A 15650-nucleotide genomic window follows, 5' to 3' on the forward strand; every position below is an offset into this window, starting at 1 on the left:
TACAGTATGCTTCCTTCAAAAGTCGTACGTCATAAAGCAGGACGCCTGGTACCTGTTCTTCTTGCTGGATTGATTTTAGCCGCCTGTAGCGGCCAGGGACCGCAGCAAACATCTAACGTCAATATTCAGGGTCCGGCAACAGGCCGCTCTGACTATTATCTGCAGCAGGTGCAGCAAAGCAGCGATGATAGCAAGACCGACTGGCAATTACTTGCCATCCGTGCCCTGCTGAAGGAAGGAAAGTATCCACAGGCTGGCGATCAGATCAAACAATTGCCACAGCAACTGTCGGATGTGCAGCAACAGGAACTCCAGCTGCTGCGTGCGCAGATGCTGATTGGTCAGCAGGATTTCAATGGCGCACAGCAGCTACTGGGCCAGCTGAAAACCACGGGCATGTCACAAGATCAGCAGGCACGCTTCTACGGTCTGCAAATCGCAGCCGCCCAGAATCGCCCATCGCTGGCACTGCTACGCGCCTATATTGCTCAGGAACCGCTGCTGCAAGGGGCCGACCACCAGAGCAATATCGACGCCACCTGGCAGGCGCTGACGCAAATGACCAAAGATCAGCTCAGCAACCTGGTGATCAACGCCGACGAAAATACCTTGCAGGGTTGGCTGGATCTGCTGAACACCTGGCATACCAACAGCCAGGACCCGGAGATGCTGAAAGCCGCGATTAAAGACTGGCAGACACGTTATCCCGTGAACCCGGCGGCAAAAACGCTGCCGACCGCGTTAAGCCAGGTGCAGAACTTCAGCAAAGCCTCGACCAGCACCATTGCACTGCTGCTGCCGCTGAATGGTCAGGCGCAGATCTTCGCCAACGCCATTCAGAAAGGCTTTAACGATGCGAAAAACGGCGTGCTAACCGCCGCCCCCGCACCGCAGCCGCAACCCACAGCCACACCGGCCACTGCCGATGCCAGCGCCCAGCAACAGCCCGCAGCGACGCCTGCAGCTCCAGCCGATAATAATGCCGTGGTCAGTCCGGCCGCAGCTGCCGTCACGCCAGATCAAAACGCGCAGCAGCCAGCCGCAGCCCCTGCCCCTGCAACACCGGCCCCGGCGGCCAGTGCAGCCGACAGCAACGCCCAGGTTAAGGTGTACGACACCAGCAGCCAACCGATTCAGCAGGTGATGCAGCAGGCACAGCAGGATGGTGCGACCATCGTGGTCGGTCCGCTGCTGAAAAGCGATGTGGAAACCGTGGCCAACAGCAATTCGCCGCTTAACGTGCTGGCGCTGAACGAGCCGGAACAGATCCAGAACCATCCGAATATTTGTTACTTTGCGCTTTCTCCTGAAGACGAAGCGCGTGATGCCGCTCACCATATGTGGGACCAGGGTAAACGCCAGCCATTATTGCTGCTGCCACGTAACAGCTACGGCGATCGCGTCGGCAAAGCCTTTGCGCAGGAATGGCAGACGCTGGGCGGCTCCACCGTGCTGCAACAGCGCTTTGGTTCAGTGGGCGAGCTGAAGCAGGGCATCAACAGCGGTGCCGGTATTAACCTGAGTGGTACGCCGCTTATCGTTGAACCGGCCCAGCCGCAGGGCGTGTCGATTGCCGGGCTAACCATTCCGGCTCCACAGACCAGCACCCCTGCAACCGATACCAGCGGTGGCAGCCTTGATTCGGTCTATATCGTTGCCAGCCAGGATGAACTGCAGTTGATCAAACCGATGATTGCGATGCGTACCAGCAGCCGCAGCAATATCGCACTGTATGCCAGCTCGCGCAGCTTCCAGGCCGGTGCCGGTCCGGACTTCCGTCTGGAGATGGATGGCCTGCAATTCAGCGATATTCCGCTGCTGTCAGGTAGCAACCCGGCGCTGATGCAGCAGGCGGCGAAGTCGTTTAACAATGATTACTCGCTGGTACGTCTGTACGCGATGGGCATTGATGCCTGGACGCTGGCTAACCACTTTAACCAGATGCGTCAGGTACCGGGTTTTGCCATTGATGGCAAGACCGGTAAGCTGAGCGCCACCCCGGATTGCGTGATCAACAGGAAGTTGGCATGGAACCAGTATCGTCAGGGACAGATCGTTCCGGTACAGTAAACCGCCAGCGCATTGGCGCTGAGCAGGAGCAGCAGGCGCGTCGCTATCTGGAGCGCGCCGGGCTGCGCTGGGTTGCCAGCAACGTCCGTTACCGTATCGGTGAGCTTGATCTCATCATGCAGGATGGCGATTGCTGGGTATTTGTCGAAGTGCGCTATCGACGCAATGCGCGTTTTGGCGGTGCTGCCGCCAGCGTGACGCGTCAGAAACAACAAAAGCTACTCCGTGCAGCCGCACTATGGTTGCTGGGACGTAACGGCAGTTTTGCTACGGTGAATTGCCGTTTTGACATCATTGCCATCACCGGCCGCGAGCTGGAGTGGCTGCCCGATGCCTTTCATGCGGATGTGTAGAACCAGGTGGTCTTGTGCAGGACAGAATTAAAGCGTGTTTTACCGAAAGTATTCAGACTCAAATCGCTGCCGCCGAGGCGCTGCCGGATGCTATTTCCCGTGCGGCCATGACGCTGGTGCAGTCGCTGCTGAGTGGTAACAAAATCCTGAGCTGTGGCAATGGCGCGTCAGCGGCCAATGCCCAGCATTTTGCTGCCAGCATGATTAACCGATTTGAGACCGAGCGCCCCAGCCTGCCCGCGCTGGCGCTGAGTGCCGATAACGTGATGTTGACGGCAATTGGCAACGATCGGTTGCACGATGAAATTTACGCCAAGCAGGTGCGAGCGCTTGGTCAGGCCGGTGATGTACTGCTGGCCATTTCCACCCGTGGCAACACCCGCGACATCATTAAAGCGGTGGAAGCTGCGGTTACACGCGATATGACCATCGTGGCGCTGACCGGCTACGACGGCGGTGAGCTGGCCGGGCTGCTCGGCCCGCACGATGTGGAAATTCGCATTCCGTCTCATCGCAGTGCGCGCATTCAGGAAATGCATATGCTGACGCTGAATTGCCTGTGCGATTTGATCGATAACACCTTGTTCCCCCACCAGGAATGACTGAAGGAGCTAAGATGAAAGCATTGAATGCTGTCGCCATTCTTTTAACCGCCATGATGTTGCAGGGCTGCATTGCCGTGGTCGCTGGCGGTGCCGCTGTTGGCACCAAAACCGCCACTGACCCCCGTACCGTGGGCACTCAGGTTGATGACGGTACGCTGGAACTGCGTGTGACCAACGCGCTGGCAAAAGATGCGCAAATCAAAAGCCAGGCACGCGTGGTGGTAACTGTCTACCAGGGTAAAGTGCTGCTGACTGGCCAGTCGCCGTCGGCGGATCTGTCGAACCGCGCTAAACAGATTGCCATGGGCGTTGATGGTGCCACTGAGGTTTACAACGAAATCCGTACCGGCCAGAAAGTCAGCCTGGGGACGTCCTCAAGCGACACCTGGATCACCACCAAAATCCGTTCTCAGCTGCTGGGCAGCGATCAGGTGAAATCTTCGAACGTGAAAGTCACCACCGAAAACGGCGAAGTGTTTTTGTTAGGGTTAGTGACACAGCAGGAAGCAACAGCGGCGGCCGATCTTGCCAGCCGGGTGAGCGGCGTGAAGCACGTCACCACCGCGTTTACCATTCTGAAATAACCTTTCAAGGGCGGCATCAGCCGCCCTTTTTTCACACCGGAATATCAATCACCAGCGCACGCAACGGCGTTTTAGCCTGTAGCGTAATCTGCTGTTCTTCCGCCAGAAACGCACCATCACCGCAGCTCAGTTTTTCCTGATGATTGCTGCTGGCCAGCACATCAAGCGAACCGTGGATCGATTGCAGATAAGCGCGTGGCCCATGCAGCTTCACGCTGTGCTGCTCACCGGGTGCCAGCGTCACCTGATGTACCCACACCTGCTGACGCAGTTGCAGGCTACCTTCTGCGCCATCTGGCGAGGCCAGCAGGAAAGCCGTTTGCTCTGGCAACGCCATTTTCTGCAACAGCGGATTCTCACGCTCCGGACAGGCTGACAGCCATAGCTGCATCCTGGTCAGCGGTTGATCTTTGCTGAGGTTGATTTCGCTATAGCTCACGCCCTGGCGCGCCGACAGCAGCAGCGCTTCGCCAGCACGGGCAATGATATGGTTACCGTCACTGTCGCGGTATTCAGCCTCCCCCTGTAGCACCAGGTTGAGCACATCAACCTGTGGATAGGTGCGTGGCTGGAAGGCTGCACCGGGTGCCAGCACTTCCTGATTGAGCACACGCAACGAGGCATAGCCCATCAGTTTCGGGTCAAAATAGTGGCCAAATGAGAAGCTGTATCGCGCCTGCAACCAACCGAAATCGGCCTGGCCACATGCTGACGCGCAGCGGGTTGTCATCATGATTTACCTCCGACGCTCTGCGGGATGATACGCCGCAGATTTATAGGATTATGGTAAAAGGCTGGACGCCGGATTGTTAGCCAGTTAATCTGCCCGGCATGTTCAAATTTCCTGACAGAGAATCGGCATGGCAAAAGAGCGCGCGTTAACCCTTGAAGCTTTACGTGTGATGGATGCTATTGACCGGCGGGGCAGCTTTGCCGCAGCGGCCGACGAGCTGGGACGCGTACCTTCTGCCCTGAGTTACACCATGCAGAAGCTGGAAGAGGAACTGGATGTGGTGTTGTTTGACCGCTCCGGCCACCGCACCAAATTCACCAATGTCGGCCGCATGTTGCTGGAACGTGGCCGGGTGTTGCTCGAAGCTGCCGATAAACTTACCACCGATGCCGAAGCGCTGGCACGTGGCTGGGAAACCCACCTCACCATCGTCACCGAGGCGCTGGTGCCGACTGAACACCTGTTCCCGCTGGTAACCAAACTGGCGGACAAAGCCAACACGCAGATTTCACTGGTCACCGAAGTGCTGGCCGGTGCCTGGGAGCGTCTGGAGCAGGGCCGGGCCGATATCGTGATTGCGCCGGATATGCATTTCCGCGCCTCAACTGAAATCAACACCCGTAAGTTGTACAGCATGATGAGCGTGTATGTGGCCAGCCCGGATCATCCCATCCATCAGGAAGCCGAACCGCAGTCTGAAGTCACGCGCGTCAAATATCGCGGCATTGCCGTCGCCGACACAGCCCGTGAACGCCCGGTGCTGACTGTGCAGCTGCTGGATAAACAACAACGTCTGACGGTAAGCAGCATGGACGATAAACGTCGGGCGCTGCTGGCCGGACTGGGTGTGGCGACTATGCCTTATTCGCTGGTGGAACAGGATATTGCCGAAGGGCGCTTGCGCGTGGTGAGTGCGGAATATACCCGTGAAGTGGATATCATCATGGCATGGCGACGCGACAGCATGGGCGAAGCCAAAGCCTGGTGCCTGCGCGAAATCCCGCGCCTGCTGGCGAAAAAAGGCTAATCAGCAACGCGGATTAGCACTCCGTAGCGGCGCGATTTATCGCGCTCTTTTGACCTTGACGATGGCAAAAAACGCGCGATAAATCGCACCGCTACACGGAATGTGCCGTTACAGACGGCTCAGACAATCCATCGCCACCGCCTTAAAGCTGGCAAAATCGCCACAGTCGCGCAGCCGCGTCATTGCCCGTTCGCGCAGGAAAGTGACGAACAAATCGTAAATTGCCATCGCTTCTTCATATTCGCTTTTGCTGATCGCCAACAGGAAAATCACCGAGGCGGTTTCATCGCCCCAGCTGATTCCCTGCGGAGCCAGCACGGTGTAGACCACGGTTTTTTTCGCCAGCAACCCCAGCGAGTGTGGTAACGCTATCCCCTCACCCAGCATGGTGCTGACAATCGCTTCGCGCTCCTCAACTGACGGATAAAAATCGTCGTCAACATAGCCTTCCCGTTGCAGCTGGTCACACAGCTGGCGAAACAATGCCGATTGCGTCATCGGCTGATCCACCACCAGAAAATGTTGCGCGTCGAAGTATTTCTCCAGCATGTAAGGACGGGTGCGGTCCACCAGCACCAGTTTGCCCAGTTGTTCCAGCTGGAATTCGGTGGGAAACGGCGACATCACCGCCACCGGGCTGTTTTTCTCTTTAAGCCGCGCGGTGGAGATAACAAAATCTTCGTCAATATAATCGAGCGCCTCATATTCACGCTGTGACAGGCGCGCCGTCACCTGTAATTGCGGATACTTACGTAGCAGCAGCGCCTCAATCATCCGCAGCGTGGAGTTACCGCTATCGCATACCAGCAGCACCTGCGGATGGCGCTGATAGCCCACGTCATAATGGCGCTCCAGCCCCACGCCGATGTGTAGCACCAGAAAACCGATTTCGTTTTCGCTGATGGTGTACGGCGTATATTTGCCCCAACTGGTAACCGCCGCCAGCGTCATGTCGTAGGCCATCGGATAATGCTGCTTGATGTTGTTCAGCAACGGGTTGGGGATGTGGATCTGGTAACGCACCCGGGTGATCATGGTTTTAATATGGGTGAGCAAATCGGCGCGCAGCTGCTCGTCCTGTTGCAGTCGGTAGTTGTAGTGGGTGTTGATATAACTCAGCAGGTAATCCACCAGCGCATCGGCATCGTCAGCGTTAATGGTGCTGGGTGCCAGCGCCTGAATCTGGCGGGCGGCAATATTGACGCGCAGCCAGTTCTCTTCCGCCTGTGAAATCGGTTTGCCGACCAGCGGCAGCATCAGCTCAACCAGCTGGTGTGCCGCTTCACGCACCTCTTCTCCCACATCTTCGGCACCGGGGTCGTTTAGCGGAAAGCCTTCGCTGATACGCCGCACCGCCACCGCGCAATAGATTTGCAGATAGCGCTCACCTTCATCGCTCAGACGAATCGCGTGATGGGCAAAGCATTGCTGTAACAGCGGTTGCAGCTGCTCCAGCATCCCGCTGTGCAGTGCTTCCACCGTCAACAGCGGGCTATCCGGCGTGTCCTGATCGATCTGCCACAGCAGGTCGGTCAGGCAGGTGCGAATCGCCGCCTCGCTACCAAACAGTTTCATGCCGTAGCGTGGCTTAGTTTCGATATTCAGGTGATAGCGCCCCAGCCATTCACGTACTTCAGCCATATCGCTTTGCAGCGTGGCACGGCTGACAAACCACTCTTCCGACAGATCTTCCAGCTTGAGCGAATACGCCGCCGTCAGGAAGCGGCTGAGCAGATAACGCACGCGGTCCGGCGAGGTACGTGGCACGCGCAGCGGCGCGGCGGTTTGTGCCTGCAACTGACCAAAACGCCGTGCATCATCCACTTTCAGCTGATACCCCGCGCCACGCGCCAGCACAAACTGTGCGCCGTGCTGCGCCAGCAGCGCATTCAGTGCCGTGATGTCGGTACGCACCGTGCGCGTCGAGACGGAGAAACGGCGCGCCAGCTCATCCTGCGGCAAGGTTTCATTTTGCAGAGCAGCGAAAAGCTGGGCCAGACGCTGGTTAGGGAATCTCAAGGGGCTTCACCTGTTACTTATTTGTTACAACAGCTTTTTGCACGTTGCCAGAAGCTGACGGACATCGTCAATGCGCGTGTCGCCAGTCGCGCTGTCGATAATGGAACTATAGACATGCGGAATCACTTTACTGACGCCCGCCTCCAGCGCAATGCGCACGATCTCCTCAAAGTTGCTGAGATCGATACCGCCGGTCGGTTCCAGCCAGAAGTCATAACGCGCGCAGGCTTCCGCCACGGCACGGTATTCATCCACCGCTTTCAGTCCCCCCATCGGGAAATACTTCACCGAGCTGCCCCCCATATCCTGAAGCAGCGCGATGGCACTCGCGATCGGTATGATGGCATCCGGCCCCTGGGCACTGCGCGGTCCGGTAGAGATTTTTACCAGACCCGGCGTGCCGGTGGGAGAAATCAGCCCGTTGACCACGGTTTCGTTCTGCCCGAGCAGTGCACGGCTGGTGGCGACGCCGGTAAACACCTGGTTAACGTGCTGCGGTTGAATCGCTGCCGCAATTGCGCTCACCATCGCCGACTGATTGGGATCTCCGGCACCCAGCCCGACGGAAATGGCGTTATCAATCAGCGCAGCATACTCGCGCATATCGGCGATGGCCGCTTCGGTGGTGGCGTAGTTTTTGGATAATACGCCCACCAGCACATGGCCTTCCGCCGCCTGCCAGATGTCGCGCGCATTCTGCTTTGAACCCGCCAGCACATTGAGGCACAAACGGCCCTGATAAAAATTCGGTGTCAGAGTCATGCCTGTTTCTCTCCATTGAGCAATGCCTGAATGGCGGTAAAAATGGTATGCAGCTGATCGGCGCTGACGCTGCGCACATCGGCTTCAATAATGCCTTCGTTGGCTTTGTAGCCGCGGAAGTAAATGGCGATAACGCCGGTTTTCAGCGCCTGTACCAGCTCGCCGGTGCCCCAGCCGGTCTGGGCTTCGTCAAACTTAATCTCGGCGCGTGCGATGTCACGTCCGGCGGCATCCCATACCACCCGTGCACTCACGCCCTTCAGGGTGTTGAGGTTGGCGATAAACGGCGTCATTTTTTCCACCATTTGCGCGCCCGTGGTTTTTTCCTGCACCAGATAGTTTTCAATCGCCTGGGTCAGACCGAGGATGCCCTCTTTGCCCACCTTCATGGCGCGACCAATACCGCTACTCTGACGTTTCACCCACTCAACGTATTGCGTGCGGCCAATTACCAGCCCGCTGGTCGGCCCTTCAATCGCTTTCGCGCCGCTGTAGATCACCAGGTCAGCACCCATCTGGTAATAGCACTGCAAATCTTCTTCAGCTGCGGCATCGACAATCAACGGAATGCCGTGTTTACGTGCCACCACGGCCGCCTGTTCGACGCTGAGATGGCTTTTCTGCACGCAATGGTGCGATTTGATGTACAGCAGTGCGGCTGTGGTCGGCGTAATCGCGGCTGCCAGCTGTTCTGGCGAGCATTCGTTGCTGTAGCCTGCTTCCACCAGCCGTCCGCCCCCCAGCGCGACCATGGTGCCCACAGGGGCGCCAAAATTGACGTTATGCCCCTTCGGTACCACGATATCGTGCGGCACGCTCAACGGCGCGGCATGCAAGTTCTCCAGCAGCCAGGCGTTATCTTTGACGATCACCGCCGCCACGCTCTGCGCAATCCCCGCCGAGGCGCAGGACACCACCACCGCATTCTCCACCTGCAACAGCTGCGCAATATACGCGCCGGTCTTATCAACCAGATCTTTCATCTCAAAGTAGTGGTTGAGGCCGTATTTCACGGTATCCACCACATCCGCTGCTGGGGTTGATACGCCGAGAATGGTCATACGACCGGAGGCATTAATGACCTGTTTCAGGTCATATTTTTCATAAATCGAAGACATGATTGGTTTTCCCTTCATCAGTCAGATACCACTGGCCCGCCACCACGGCGGCCAATGGCAACACATGTTGTTCACCCAGAACCTGTTCGCCTTCCGCATCGACGAACGGGCGGGCTTCTTCTTTGACGGTAAAAATGGTCAGGTCGGCGTCATAGCCCACGGCCAGCCGCCCTTTGTGCGCCAGACGCAGCCCTTCAGCGGCTTTCCAGGTCACGCAGTCGATTACCTGCGCCAGCGTCATACCGATGCTGAAAAATTTCGACATCACATGCGCCAGGCTGTGCACCGGTCCGTTGATACGGTTGCGGCAGTAAATATCCGAGCTGATGGTGTCGGGCAGAATGCCCTGGGCAATCGCCTGGCGAGCCACCTCAAAGCTGAAGCTGGCGCTACCGTGACCGATATCCAGCCGCACACCTCGCGCGATGGCGTTTTTCACTGCCGCCTTTAGTTCGCCCTGCGGCGTGAGGATACGGTTGGGTTTACCGTTGTAGCAGTGGGTGATGATGTCGCCGGAAGTCAGCAGGTCGGCGATTTCTTCCAGCACTGGCGGGTTATTACCGATATGCACCATCAGCGGCAGATGACCGGCAGCCTGCTGAATGGCTTTGGCGCGGATTAACGGCTGGATGCCGTTTTCGCCGACTACGCTGCTGCTCATGCGCGCTTTCAGGCCAACAATAAAATCCGGGTGACGCTGCACCGCCTGCACCACCGCCTCGCCGTCAATTTGCGCCATATCGGCCAGTTCGTTCTGCGTGACAATGCCGGTGCGGGCGATGTTGATCAGCGCACGCACATCCGTGGTGACCTGGCGCGTAAGCTGATAAAAATCGTCAATGTCATCCGCCCCGGTGCTGCCTGCATCGACCACCGTGGTGACACCCTGCGCCACACCAATGGCATCCGCATCATCATGATAAATCGGTGATTTCGGGTAGCAGTGCACATGGCTGTCAATCCAGCCTGCGCTGACGTAGTAACGCCCGGCCAGGTCGCGCTCCTGCGCGGCCACGCCCTGTACCTCGCCTACCGCAGCAATTTTGCCGCCCTGCCACGCAATATCGACCAGCTGTTCGTCGCACAAACGCGCACGGCGCAGAATCACATCAAACATACCAACTCCTTACGCGCGGCCCGTTAGCAGGCCGCGCATGACATCAGAGAGAAATCGGGAAGATCGCGCCCAGCACCATGGCACCGAGGATCGCACCACCGGTAATCGGCTTGTTCCACAGGTAGAACAGCAGCGCGCCGACCAGCGAACCGAGTCCGATAGGAATCGATGCCGCCATCGCCGACAGGATGATCAACGGACCCAGGAAACGACCAGAGGCGTTACCGGCCCCCATCATCACATCGGCTCCGTAGGTAGAGTCGCTCTGATTAATGGTGAACTTACGCGCCAGGATGATGATGTAGCCAACCGCCAGACCCAGTACCAGGCCGGTCACCAGCGAGGCAGCAAAGTTCGCCACCGGAAAGACAATCCCTGCGCCCAGCAGCAGTGCCGGAACACCGAGGCCGATACCGGTCTGAATCGCCCCGCCGATGTCGAGAATCCCCACCAGCGAACCTTCAATGATGCGGGCGAACAGGAAGCTGGCACCGAAAGCCGCCACCGCACCGTAGACGCCAGTTTCCATGCCGGAACGCAGCATCGAGACAAACGCCACCTCGTTAAAAGCACCAATGCCGTACAGGTAGTACATATGCGTACCGGCAAACACCCCGGCAGAGAGCAAGCCGACAAAGATCGGGAAAGACCAGTCGGCGTACCAGAACCCTTTGTTTTCGTTCATGCTGATGGCTCCTTATTTGCCGCTGAGGCTGTTGTGGATCATGTCCAGCCAACCAGGAATACCGAGCTGGAAGGATTGCAGCAGTTTCATATCGAAGCCGCGGAAGAAGCCACTCAGCACAAACAGCAGCACGATAGCGGTCATCATCACTTTGGTGACTTTGTTCCAGCCGCTTTCCTCGACGCCTTTACCGATCAGGATACCCAGTACCAGACCGGGGACAGCGTTGCCCATGATCAACTGCGCCAGGCCGCCAAAAATGGTGGCCCAGAAGCCTGATTTCTTACCGGCATCAATCGCCGCCAGCCAGAAAATCACTGGCATCACGGTGTTCACCAGCAAATTGGCGGCGGGAACCAGCACTTTAACAGCGGTGACCTGCAAAGCCGCCGGGACAGCAGAGGCAGTGCTGTTGAGGAAGGCCACCACGATCATGCCGATGATGCCGCAGGCAATCGCCATCTTTTTCGGGTTGTGTAGTGTTTCTGCTACGTTGCGGTTTTTCACCATCAGTGCCGCCGCGCCCCAGTTAGGCAGGATGCGATGGTCAACGTCTTGAGTGAATGAACCCGCCGCCACGGATGAAGCCCAGGCGTTAAAGAAAAAGCCGAGACCAAAGGAGAAGTGCGATGCCGGATCGCCTTCACAGGAGTTAAGCTCGCCCAGCGTACGGAACGCGCCCATGCCCTGCGTGGTAGGTGCGTGAAACATGCGTGCGGCACCTGCCCCGACGCCAACCCCTACCAACCCGCCAATGATTAACGACTTAAACAAAATAATTAAAAACATGCGCTTACCTTTGTTTTTCGTCTGTTGTTAAGGTGTCGCCGTGAATTCCACCTGTTCGGTATCGATCACGGTGACGCTGACGGTAATCTCCAGCTCGACGCTGTAGTTCCGTCGCTCACGCGCGAGGAAAAAGAACAAAAATTTCTCCGTCTTGACGCGTTCCTGCGCGCGCAGCACCCGAACATCCTGGGGTTCAATGCGCAGCAGAATCTTTTGTGTGGTGCGCAGCACTTGCTGCTGCACCCGACTCAGAGCATCGGCAAAGGCTTTGGCTTTGGTATCGCCTGCGCCCTGCACCGTTACCTGAGTCATGTATTGTTGTTTCATGCTTAGCTGCCGTGTTTTTTCGTCCAGGCTTGCACCAGCCGTTCACCCAGCTCTTCTTTGTCCATAAAGCCGAAGCCAAGCACCGTGGCACCTTCGTTGATCGCCGTAACGCCTTCATCAATCGAACGCATGCCATGTTTTGCTTTGTAGCCATATTTGTTCTGTGCGGTGATGGCACCTGCGCCGCCACTGCCGCAGAAGGAGATGCCAAAGTCGGCGTTTTCCGCTTTCATCACGTCGCCCAGCTTCATATCCGCCGCCACACCCGGCACCACTACCGCACGGCCACCAGCTTTCTCGACACCTGCCGCCACTTTTTGTCCTTTACCCAGACGATCGCCAATCACTACTGTTACCATGTTCAATTCCTCTTAAAATTTCTGACTAATTCGACCTTGCAACTTCAATGTGTACCGACAATAACCACGCCTCTTCGCGTGGCAGATTGCCGAACAGATCCACCACCTGCTGTGCCAGTGCCATCGTCTCGGGCGAGATATCCTCAAATAGCTCCGCTTCCACTTCCGGTAAGGCTTCCCCGGTGAGGGAGCGCGAGGCCATGGCTCGCACGTGTGAGGTCAGCATTTGCTGCTGCACCGCATTGGGTTCGATGTGGTGTGCCGCATACAGCGCGGCAATCTGCGTCATCACGTTATCCGCCAGAGCCTGAATCGCTTCCGGCGTGCTCTGTTTCAGCGGAACTGCTTCACTACTCACCTGGCTCACTCCTGTTTACAGCGGACAATGACCGTTAATTCGCGTTGAAAAGAAATTATCCTGTCCACCGGGCGGTGTGGAGACGCATCTTTTCCACCTCAAAGTGGAAATCATGCGGGTGACTGTGCGCCAGATCGCAGGATGCACGAAGAATGCAAAATACATTACATTTCGCACAGAATGATGGGGATGAGCGGCAGAAACGGGCGGATTATGCCCAGGAATAAGGCCAGCCAGATGGCTGGCCTGGCTGTCAGCGGAATTTCTTATGGTTGGCGTTGCGAATATCTTCCAGTTTCTTCGCTTCGGTTTTAGCCTCGTCCAGTTTGTTGGCCTGAGCCAGTTGATCCACCACATCAATCTGGGCGATCAGCGAATCCAGTCCGGCGTGGAAATCCTTGATCTGAGCGCTATCAGCAGGCTGACCTTCCAGCTTTTCCGGCGTGGATTTTTTCGCATCCTCCGCCGCCTGGCGCATCTTGCCGAGCGCGGTTTGCATTTCCTGGGCATCGGAGGTTTTTTTCACCGTTTTCAGCCCATCATTCAAAGTATGCATATCCTGCTCCAGATCAGCCGCATACAGGCTGGCACTGGAGAACAACAGCGACAGAGACAACATTGCAATCACATGCTTACGCATCGTTCATTCCTTTATTATTGTGGAGATAAAAAAGGCAGCCTTGCGGGCTGCCTTCAGGAAGCGATGTCATTACTGCCCGGCGATCTTCATCTCCGGAAGCAGCACCGATCCACACTGGATGTTGCTGCGGGTTTCAATATCGTTGCCGATAGTCACCATGTTGCGCCACATATCTTTCAGGTTACCGGCGATGGTGATTTCGCTCACCGGATACTGGATTTCACCGTTCTCCACCCAGTAACCGGCCGCACCACGTGAATAGTCGCCGGTAATGGCGCTGACACCCTGACCCATCAGTTCCGTCACCACCAGGCCACGGCCCATCTGCTTAAGCAAATCGTCAAAGCTATGGCCCTGACCGGCAATGCGCCAGTTGTGAATGCCACCCGCATGGCCGGTGCTTTGCAGGCCAAGCTTACGCGCGGAATAGCTGGTCATCAGCCAGTTTTGCAGCACACCATTTTTGATGATGTCACGCGCCTGGGTACGTACCCCTTCGCTATCAAATGGCGTCGAGGCCAGGCCTTTCAGCAGGTGCGGCTTCTCTTCGATGGTCAGCCATTCCGGCAGGATCTGTGTGCCCAGCGCATCGAGCAGGAAAGTCGATTTGCGGTACACGCTGCTGCCGCTGATGGCTCCCACCAGATGACCAAACAGGCCCGTTGCCACTTCCGGGGCGAAAATCACCGGTGCTTTCATGGTGGAAAGCTTGCGTGGCGACAGGCGTGACAACACGCGGCGTGCGCATTCTGCCCCGACCCACTCGGCGCTTTGCAGATCGTGAATATCACGGCCAATGGTGTAAGCGTAATCACGCTCCATTTCGCCATTTTGTTCTGCAATCACGCAGCTGGAAAGCGAATGGCGGCTGGAGCAGTAGCTCTGCAACATGCCGTGGTTGTTGCCGAATACTTTGATACCGACGTGGCTGTTGAAGCTGCCGCCTTCGGTATTGGTGATGCGTTTATCGGCCTGTAAGGCGGCTTGTTCCGCCTGCGCCGCCAGTTCAATCGCGCGATCGGCATCGATCTCCCATGGATGGTAGAGATCGAGATCCGGGGCCTCGAACGCCAGCAGATCGCGATCCGCCGGACCGGCATAAGGATCGGCGGAGGTGTAACGGGCAATATCGATCGCCGCCTGCACGGTGCGTTTGATGGCATCCGGGCTGAGGTCGGTAGAAGACGCACTGCCTTTGCGATTCTGATGATAAACGGTGATGCCGAGCGCGCCATCGCTGTTAAATTCGACGTTTTCCACTTCGCCGTAGCGGGTACTGACACCGATACCGGTGGTTTTTGTCACCGCCACTTCTGCGCCATCGGTGCTGGCTTTCGCCAGTTCCAGCGCCTGTGCGACAGCCTGTTCCAACACTTTACGTTGTTCTGCAACCTGAGTAGATACGTTCATCGACCTGCCGTCTAATCTTATGTATGAATATTTTGAGTCTATCAGACTCAGAGAACAATTTCGCAGTCCCCCGATAAACTGGTAGGATTAGCCTCTTTTTTTTAGGGAGCCAAGAGATGACCAAGCAGCCCGAAGACTGGCTCGATGATGTGCCGGATAATCAGGAAGAAGAAGACGAAGAGATTATCTGGGTCAGCAAAAGCGAAATTAAACGCGATGCCGAGGAGCTGAAGCGCCTGGGTGCCGAGTTAGTCGAGCTGGGGAAAAATTCCCTCGACAAGATTCCACTCGACGAAGATTTACGTGCCGCCATTGAACTGGCGCAGCGTATCAAGAAAGAAGGCCGTCGCCGCCAGTTGCAGCTGATCGGTAAGATGCTGCGCGCCCGTGATGTGGAACCGATTCGTCTGGCTTTGGACAAACTGAAGAACCGCCATAACCAGCAGGTCGCGTTGTTCCATAAGCTGGAGAATTTGCGCGATCGTTTGATTGAGCAGGGTGATGATGTAATGGCCGAGGTGGTTAACCTCTATCCGCAGGCCGATCGCCAGCAGCTGCGCAGCATGATTCGCAATGCGCAAAAAGAAAAAGCGGCGAACAAACCACCAAAAGCGGCACGCCAGATTTTCCAGTACCTGCGTGAATTAGCTGAAGCATAACAGGCATATCACGAACCGTAGCGGCGCGATTTATC

At 56.8% G+C, this 15650-nt stretch carries 18 protein-coding genes; 6 read left to right on the top strand and 12 right to left on the bottom strand.

All coding sequences use genetic code 11. The features are described 5' to 3' along the window. Nucleotides 1-6 precede the first annotated feature (6 nt). The 4 genes from AC6I8X_RS17680 to dolP are packed head-to-tail and all read left to right on the top strand — an operon-like array spanning nt 7 to nt 3612. A complete protein-coding gene (locus AC6I8X_RS17680; RefSeq protein WP_497840232.1) occupies nt 7-2070 on the top strand; it encodes a penicillin-binding protein activator in 2064 nt (687 codons plus the stop codon). After that, nucleotides 2028-2423 (top strand): YraN family protein, encoded by a 396-nt coding sequence (locus AC6I8X_RS17685; RefSeq protein WP_313686238.1) that lies wholly within the window; start codon nt 2028-2030, stop codon nt 2421-2423. Before AC6I8X_RS17680 ends, AC6I8X_RS17685 begins: the two co-directional genes overlap by 43 nt. A gap of 14 nt (nt 2424-2437) precedes the next feature. After that, on the top strand, nt 2438-3025 hold the full coding sequence (diaA, locus tag AC6I8X_RS17690; RefSeq protein ID WP_013510648.1) for a DnaA initiator-associating protein DiaA: 588 nt from the start codon (nt 2438-2440) through the stop codon (nt 3023-3025). Nucleotides 3026-3039: 14 nt separating this feature from the next. After that, nucleotides 3040-3612, top strand: coding sequence for a division/outer membrane stress-associated lipid-binding lipoprotein (dolP, locus tag AC6I8X_RS17695; protein WP_313686236.1), 573 nt, complete (start codon nt 3040-3042; stop codon nt 3610-3612). A 31-nt stretch (nt 3613-3643) separates the two neighbouring features. Here dolP and AC6I8X_RS17700 read toward each other — a convergent pair whose 3' ends face one another. Then, the gene (locus AC6I8X_RS17700; protein WP_084877044.1) at nt 3644-4345 is read right to left on the bottom strand and encodes a pirin family protein; all 702 of its coding nucleotides are present in this window, start codon (nt 4343-4345) and stop codon (nt 3644-3646) included. Between the two features lie 127 nt (nt 4346-4472). Here AC6I8X_RS17700 and AC6I8X_RS17705 point away from each other — a divergent pair, with 127 nt between their 5' ends. Continuing rightward, complete coding sequence (locus AC6I8X_RS17705) at nt 4473-5372, top strand: LysR family transcriptional regulator (protein WP_084877047.1); 900 nt, start codon at nt 4473-4475, stop codon at nt 5370-5372. 108 nt (nt 5373-5480) lie between these two features. On the opposite strand, the gene AC6I8X_RS17710 is transcribed toward AC6I8X_RS17705, so the two are convergent. The 11 genes from AC6I8X_RS17710 to pmbA form a co-directional block, all read right to left on the bottom strand. After that, nucleotides 5481-7391, bottom strand: coding sequence for a BglG family transcription antiterminator (locus tag AC6I8X_RS17710; protein ID WP_313686232.1), 1911 nt, complete (start codon nt 7389-7391; stop codon nt 5481-5483). A gap of 24 nt (nt 7392-7415) precedes the next feature. Beyond that, nucleotides 7416-8153, bottom strand: a complete 738-nt coding sequence (gene dagF, locus AC6I8X_RS17715; RefSeq protein ID WP_313686230.1) for a 2-dehydro-3-deoxy-phosphogluconate aldolase — start codon at nt 8151-8153, stop codon at nt 7416-7418. After that, the gene (locus AC6I8X_RS17720; protein ID WP_313686228.1) at nt 8150-9271 is read right to left on the bottom strand and encodes a DgaE family pyridoxal phosphate-dependent ammonia lyase; all 1122 of its coding nucleotides are present in this window, start codon (nt 9269-9271) and stop codon (nt 8150-8152) included. Before AC6I8X_RS17720 ends, dagF begins: the two co-directional genes overlap by 4 nt. Beyond that, a complete protein-coding gene (locus AC6I8X_RS17725; protein ID WP_313686226.1) occupies nt 9255-10388 on the bottom strand; it encodes an amidohydrolase/deacetylase family metallohydrolase in 1134 nt (377 codons plus the stop codon). Before AC6I8X_RS17725 ends, AC6I8X_RS17720 begins: the two co-directional genes overlap by 17 nt. A 43-nt stretch (nt 10389-10431) precedes the next feature. Then, nucleotides 10432-11073 (bottom strand): DUF4310 family protein, encoded by a 642-nt coding sequence (locus tag AC6I8X_RS17730; RefSeq protein WP_497840233.1) that lies wholly within the window; start codon nt 11071-11073, stop codon nt 10432-10434. Nucleotides 11074-11085: 12 nt separating this feature from the next. Beyond that, a complete protein-coding gene (locus AC6I8X_RS17735; protein WP_021183537.1) occupies nt 11086-11862 on the bottom strand; it encodes a DUF4311 domain-containing protein in 777 nt (258 codons plus the stop codon). Nucleotides 11863-11889: 27 nt separating this feature from the next. Next, complete coding sequence (locus AC6I8X_RS17740) at nt 11890-12189, bottom strand: DUF4312 family protein (protein ID WP_313686221.1); 300 nt, start codon at nt 12187-12189, stop codon at nt 11890-11892. Nucleotides 12190-12191: 2 nt separating this feature from the next. Beyond that, nucleotides 12192-12548 (bottom strand): SFCGS family glycine-rich protein, encoded by a 357-nt coding sequence (locus AC6I8X_RS17745; protein WP_084877066.1) that lies wholly within the window; start codon nt 12546-12548, stop codon nt 12192-12194. Between the two features lie 25 nt (nt 12549-12573). Next, complete coding sequence (locus AC6I8X_RS17750) at nt 12574-12906, bottom strand: glycine dehydrogenase (RefSeq protein ID WP_084877068.1); 333 nt, start codon at nt 12904-12906, stop codon at nt 12574-12576. Between the two features lie 253 nt (nt 12907-13159). After that, nucleotides 13160-13546: a cytochrome b562 gene (gene cybC / locus AC6I8X_RS17755; RefSeq protein WP_313686217.1), complete on the bottom strand. Its 387-nt coding sequence runs from the start codon at nt 13544-13546 to the stop codon at nt 13160-13162. Nucleotides 13547-13615: 69 nt separating this feature from the next. Then, on the bottom strand, nt 13616-14956 hold the full coding sequence (pmbA, locus tag AC6I8X_RS17760) for a metalloprotease PmbA (protein ID WP_313686215.1): 1341 nt from the start codon (nt 14954-14956) through the stop codon (nt 13616-13618). 116 nt (nt 14957-15072) lie between these two features. Between pmbA and yjgA the strand changes: the two genes are divergently transcribed. After that, the gene (yjgA, locus tag AC6I8X_RS17765; RefSeq protein WP_084877075.1) at nt 15073-15615 is read left to right on the top strand and encodes a ribosome biogenesis factor YjgA; all 543 of its coding nucleotides are present in this window, start codon (nt 15073-15075) and stop codon (nt 15613-15615) included. Nucleotides 15616-15650: the final 35 nt, after the last annotated feature.

Source organism: Pantoea sp. X-Soil-TKNS-1280 (assembly GCF_059730475.1).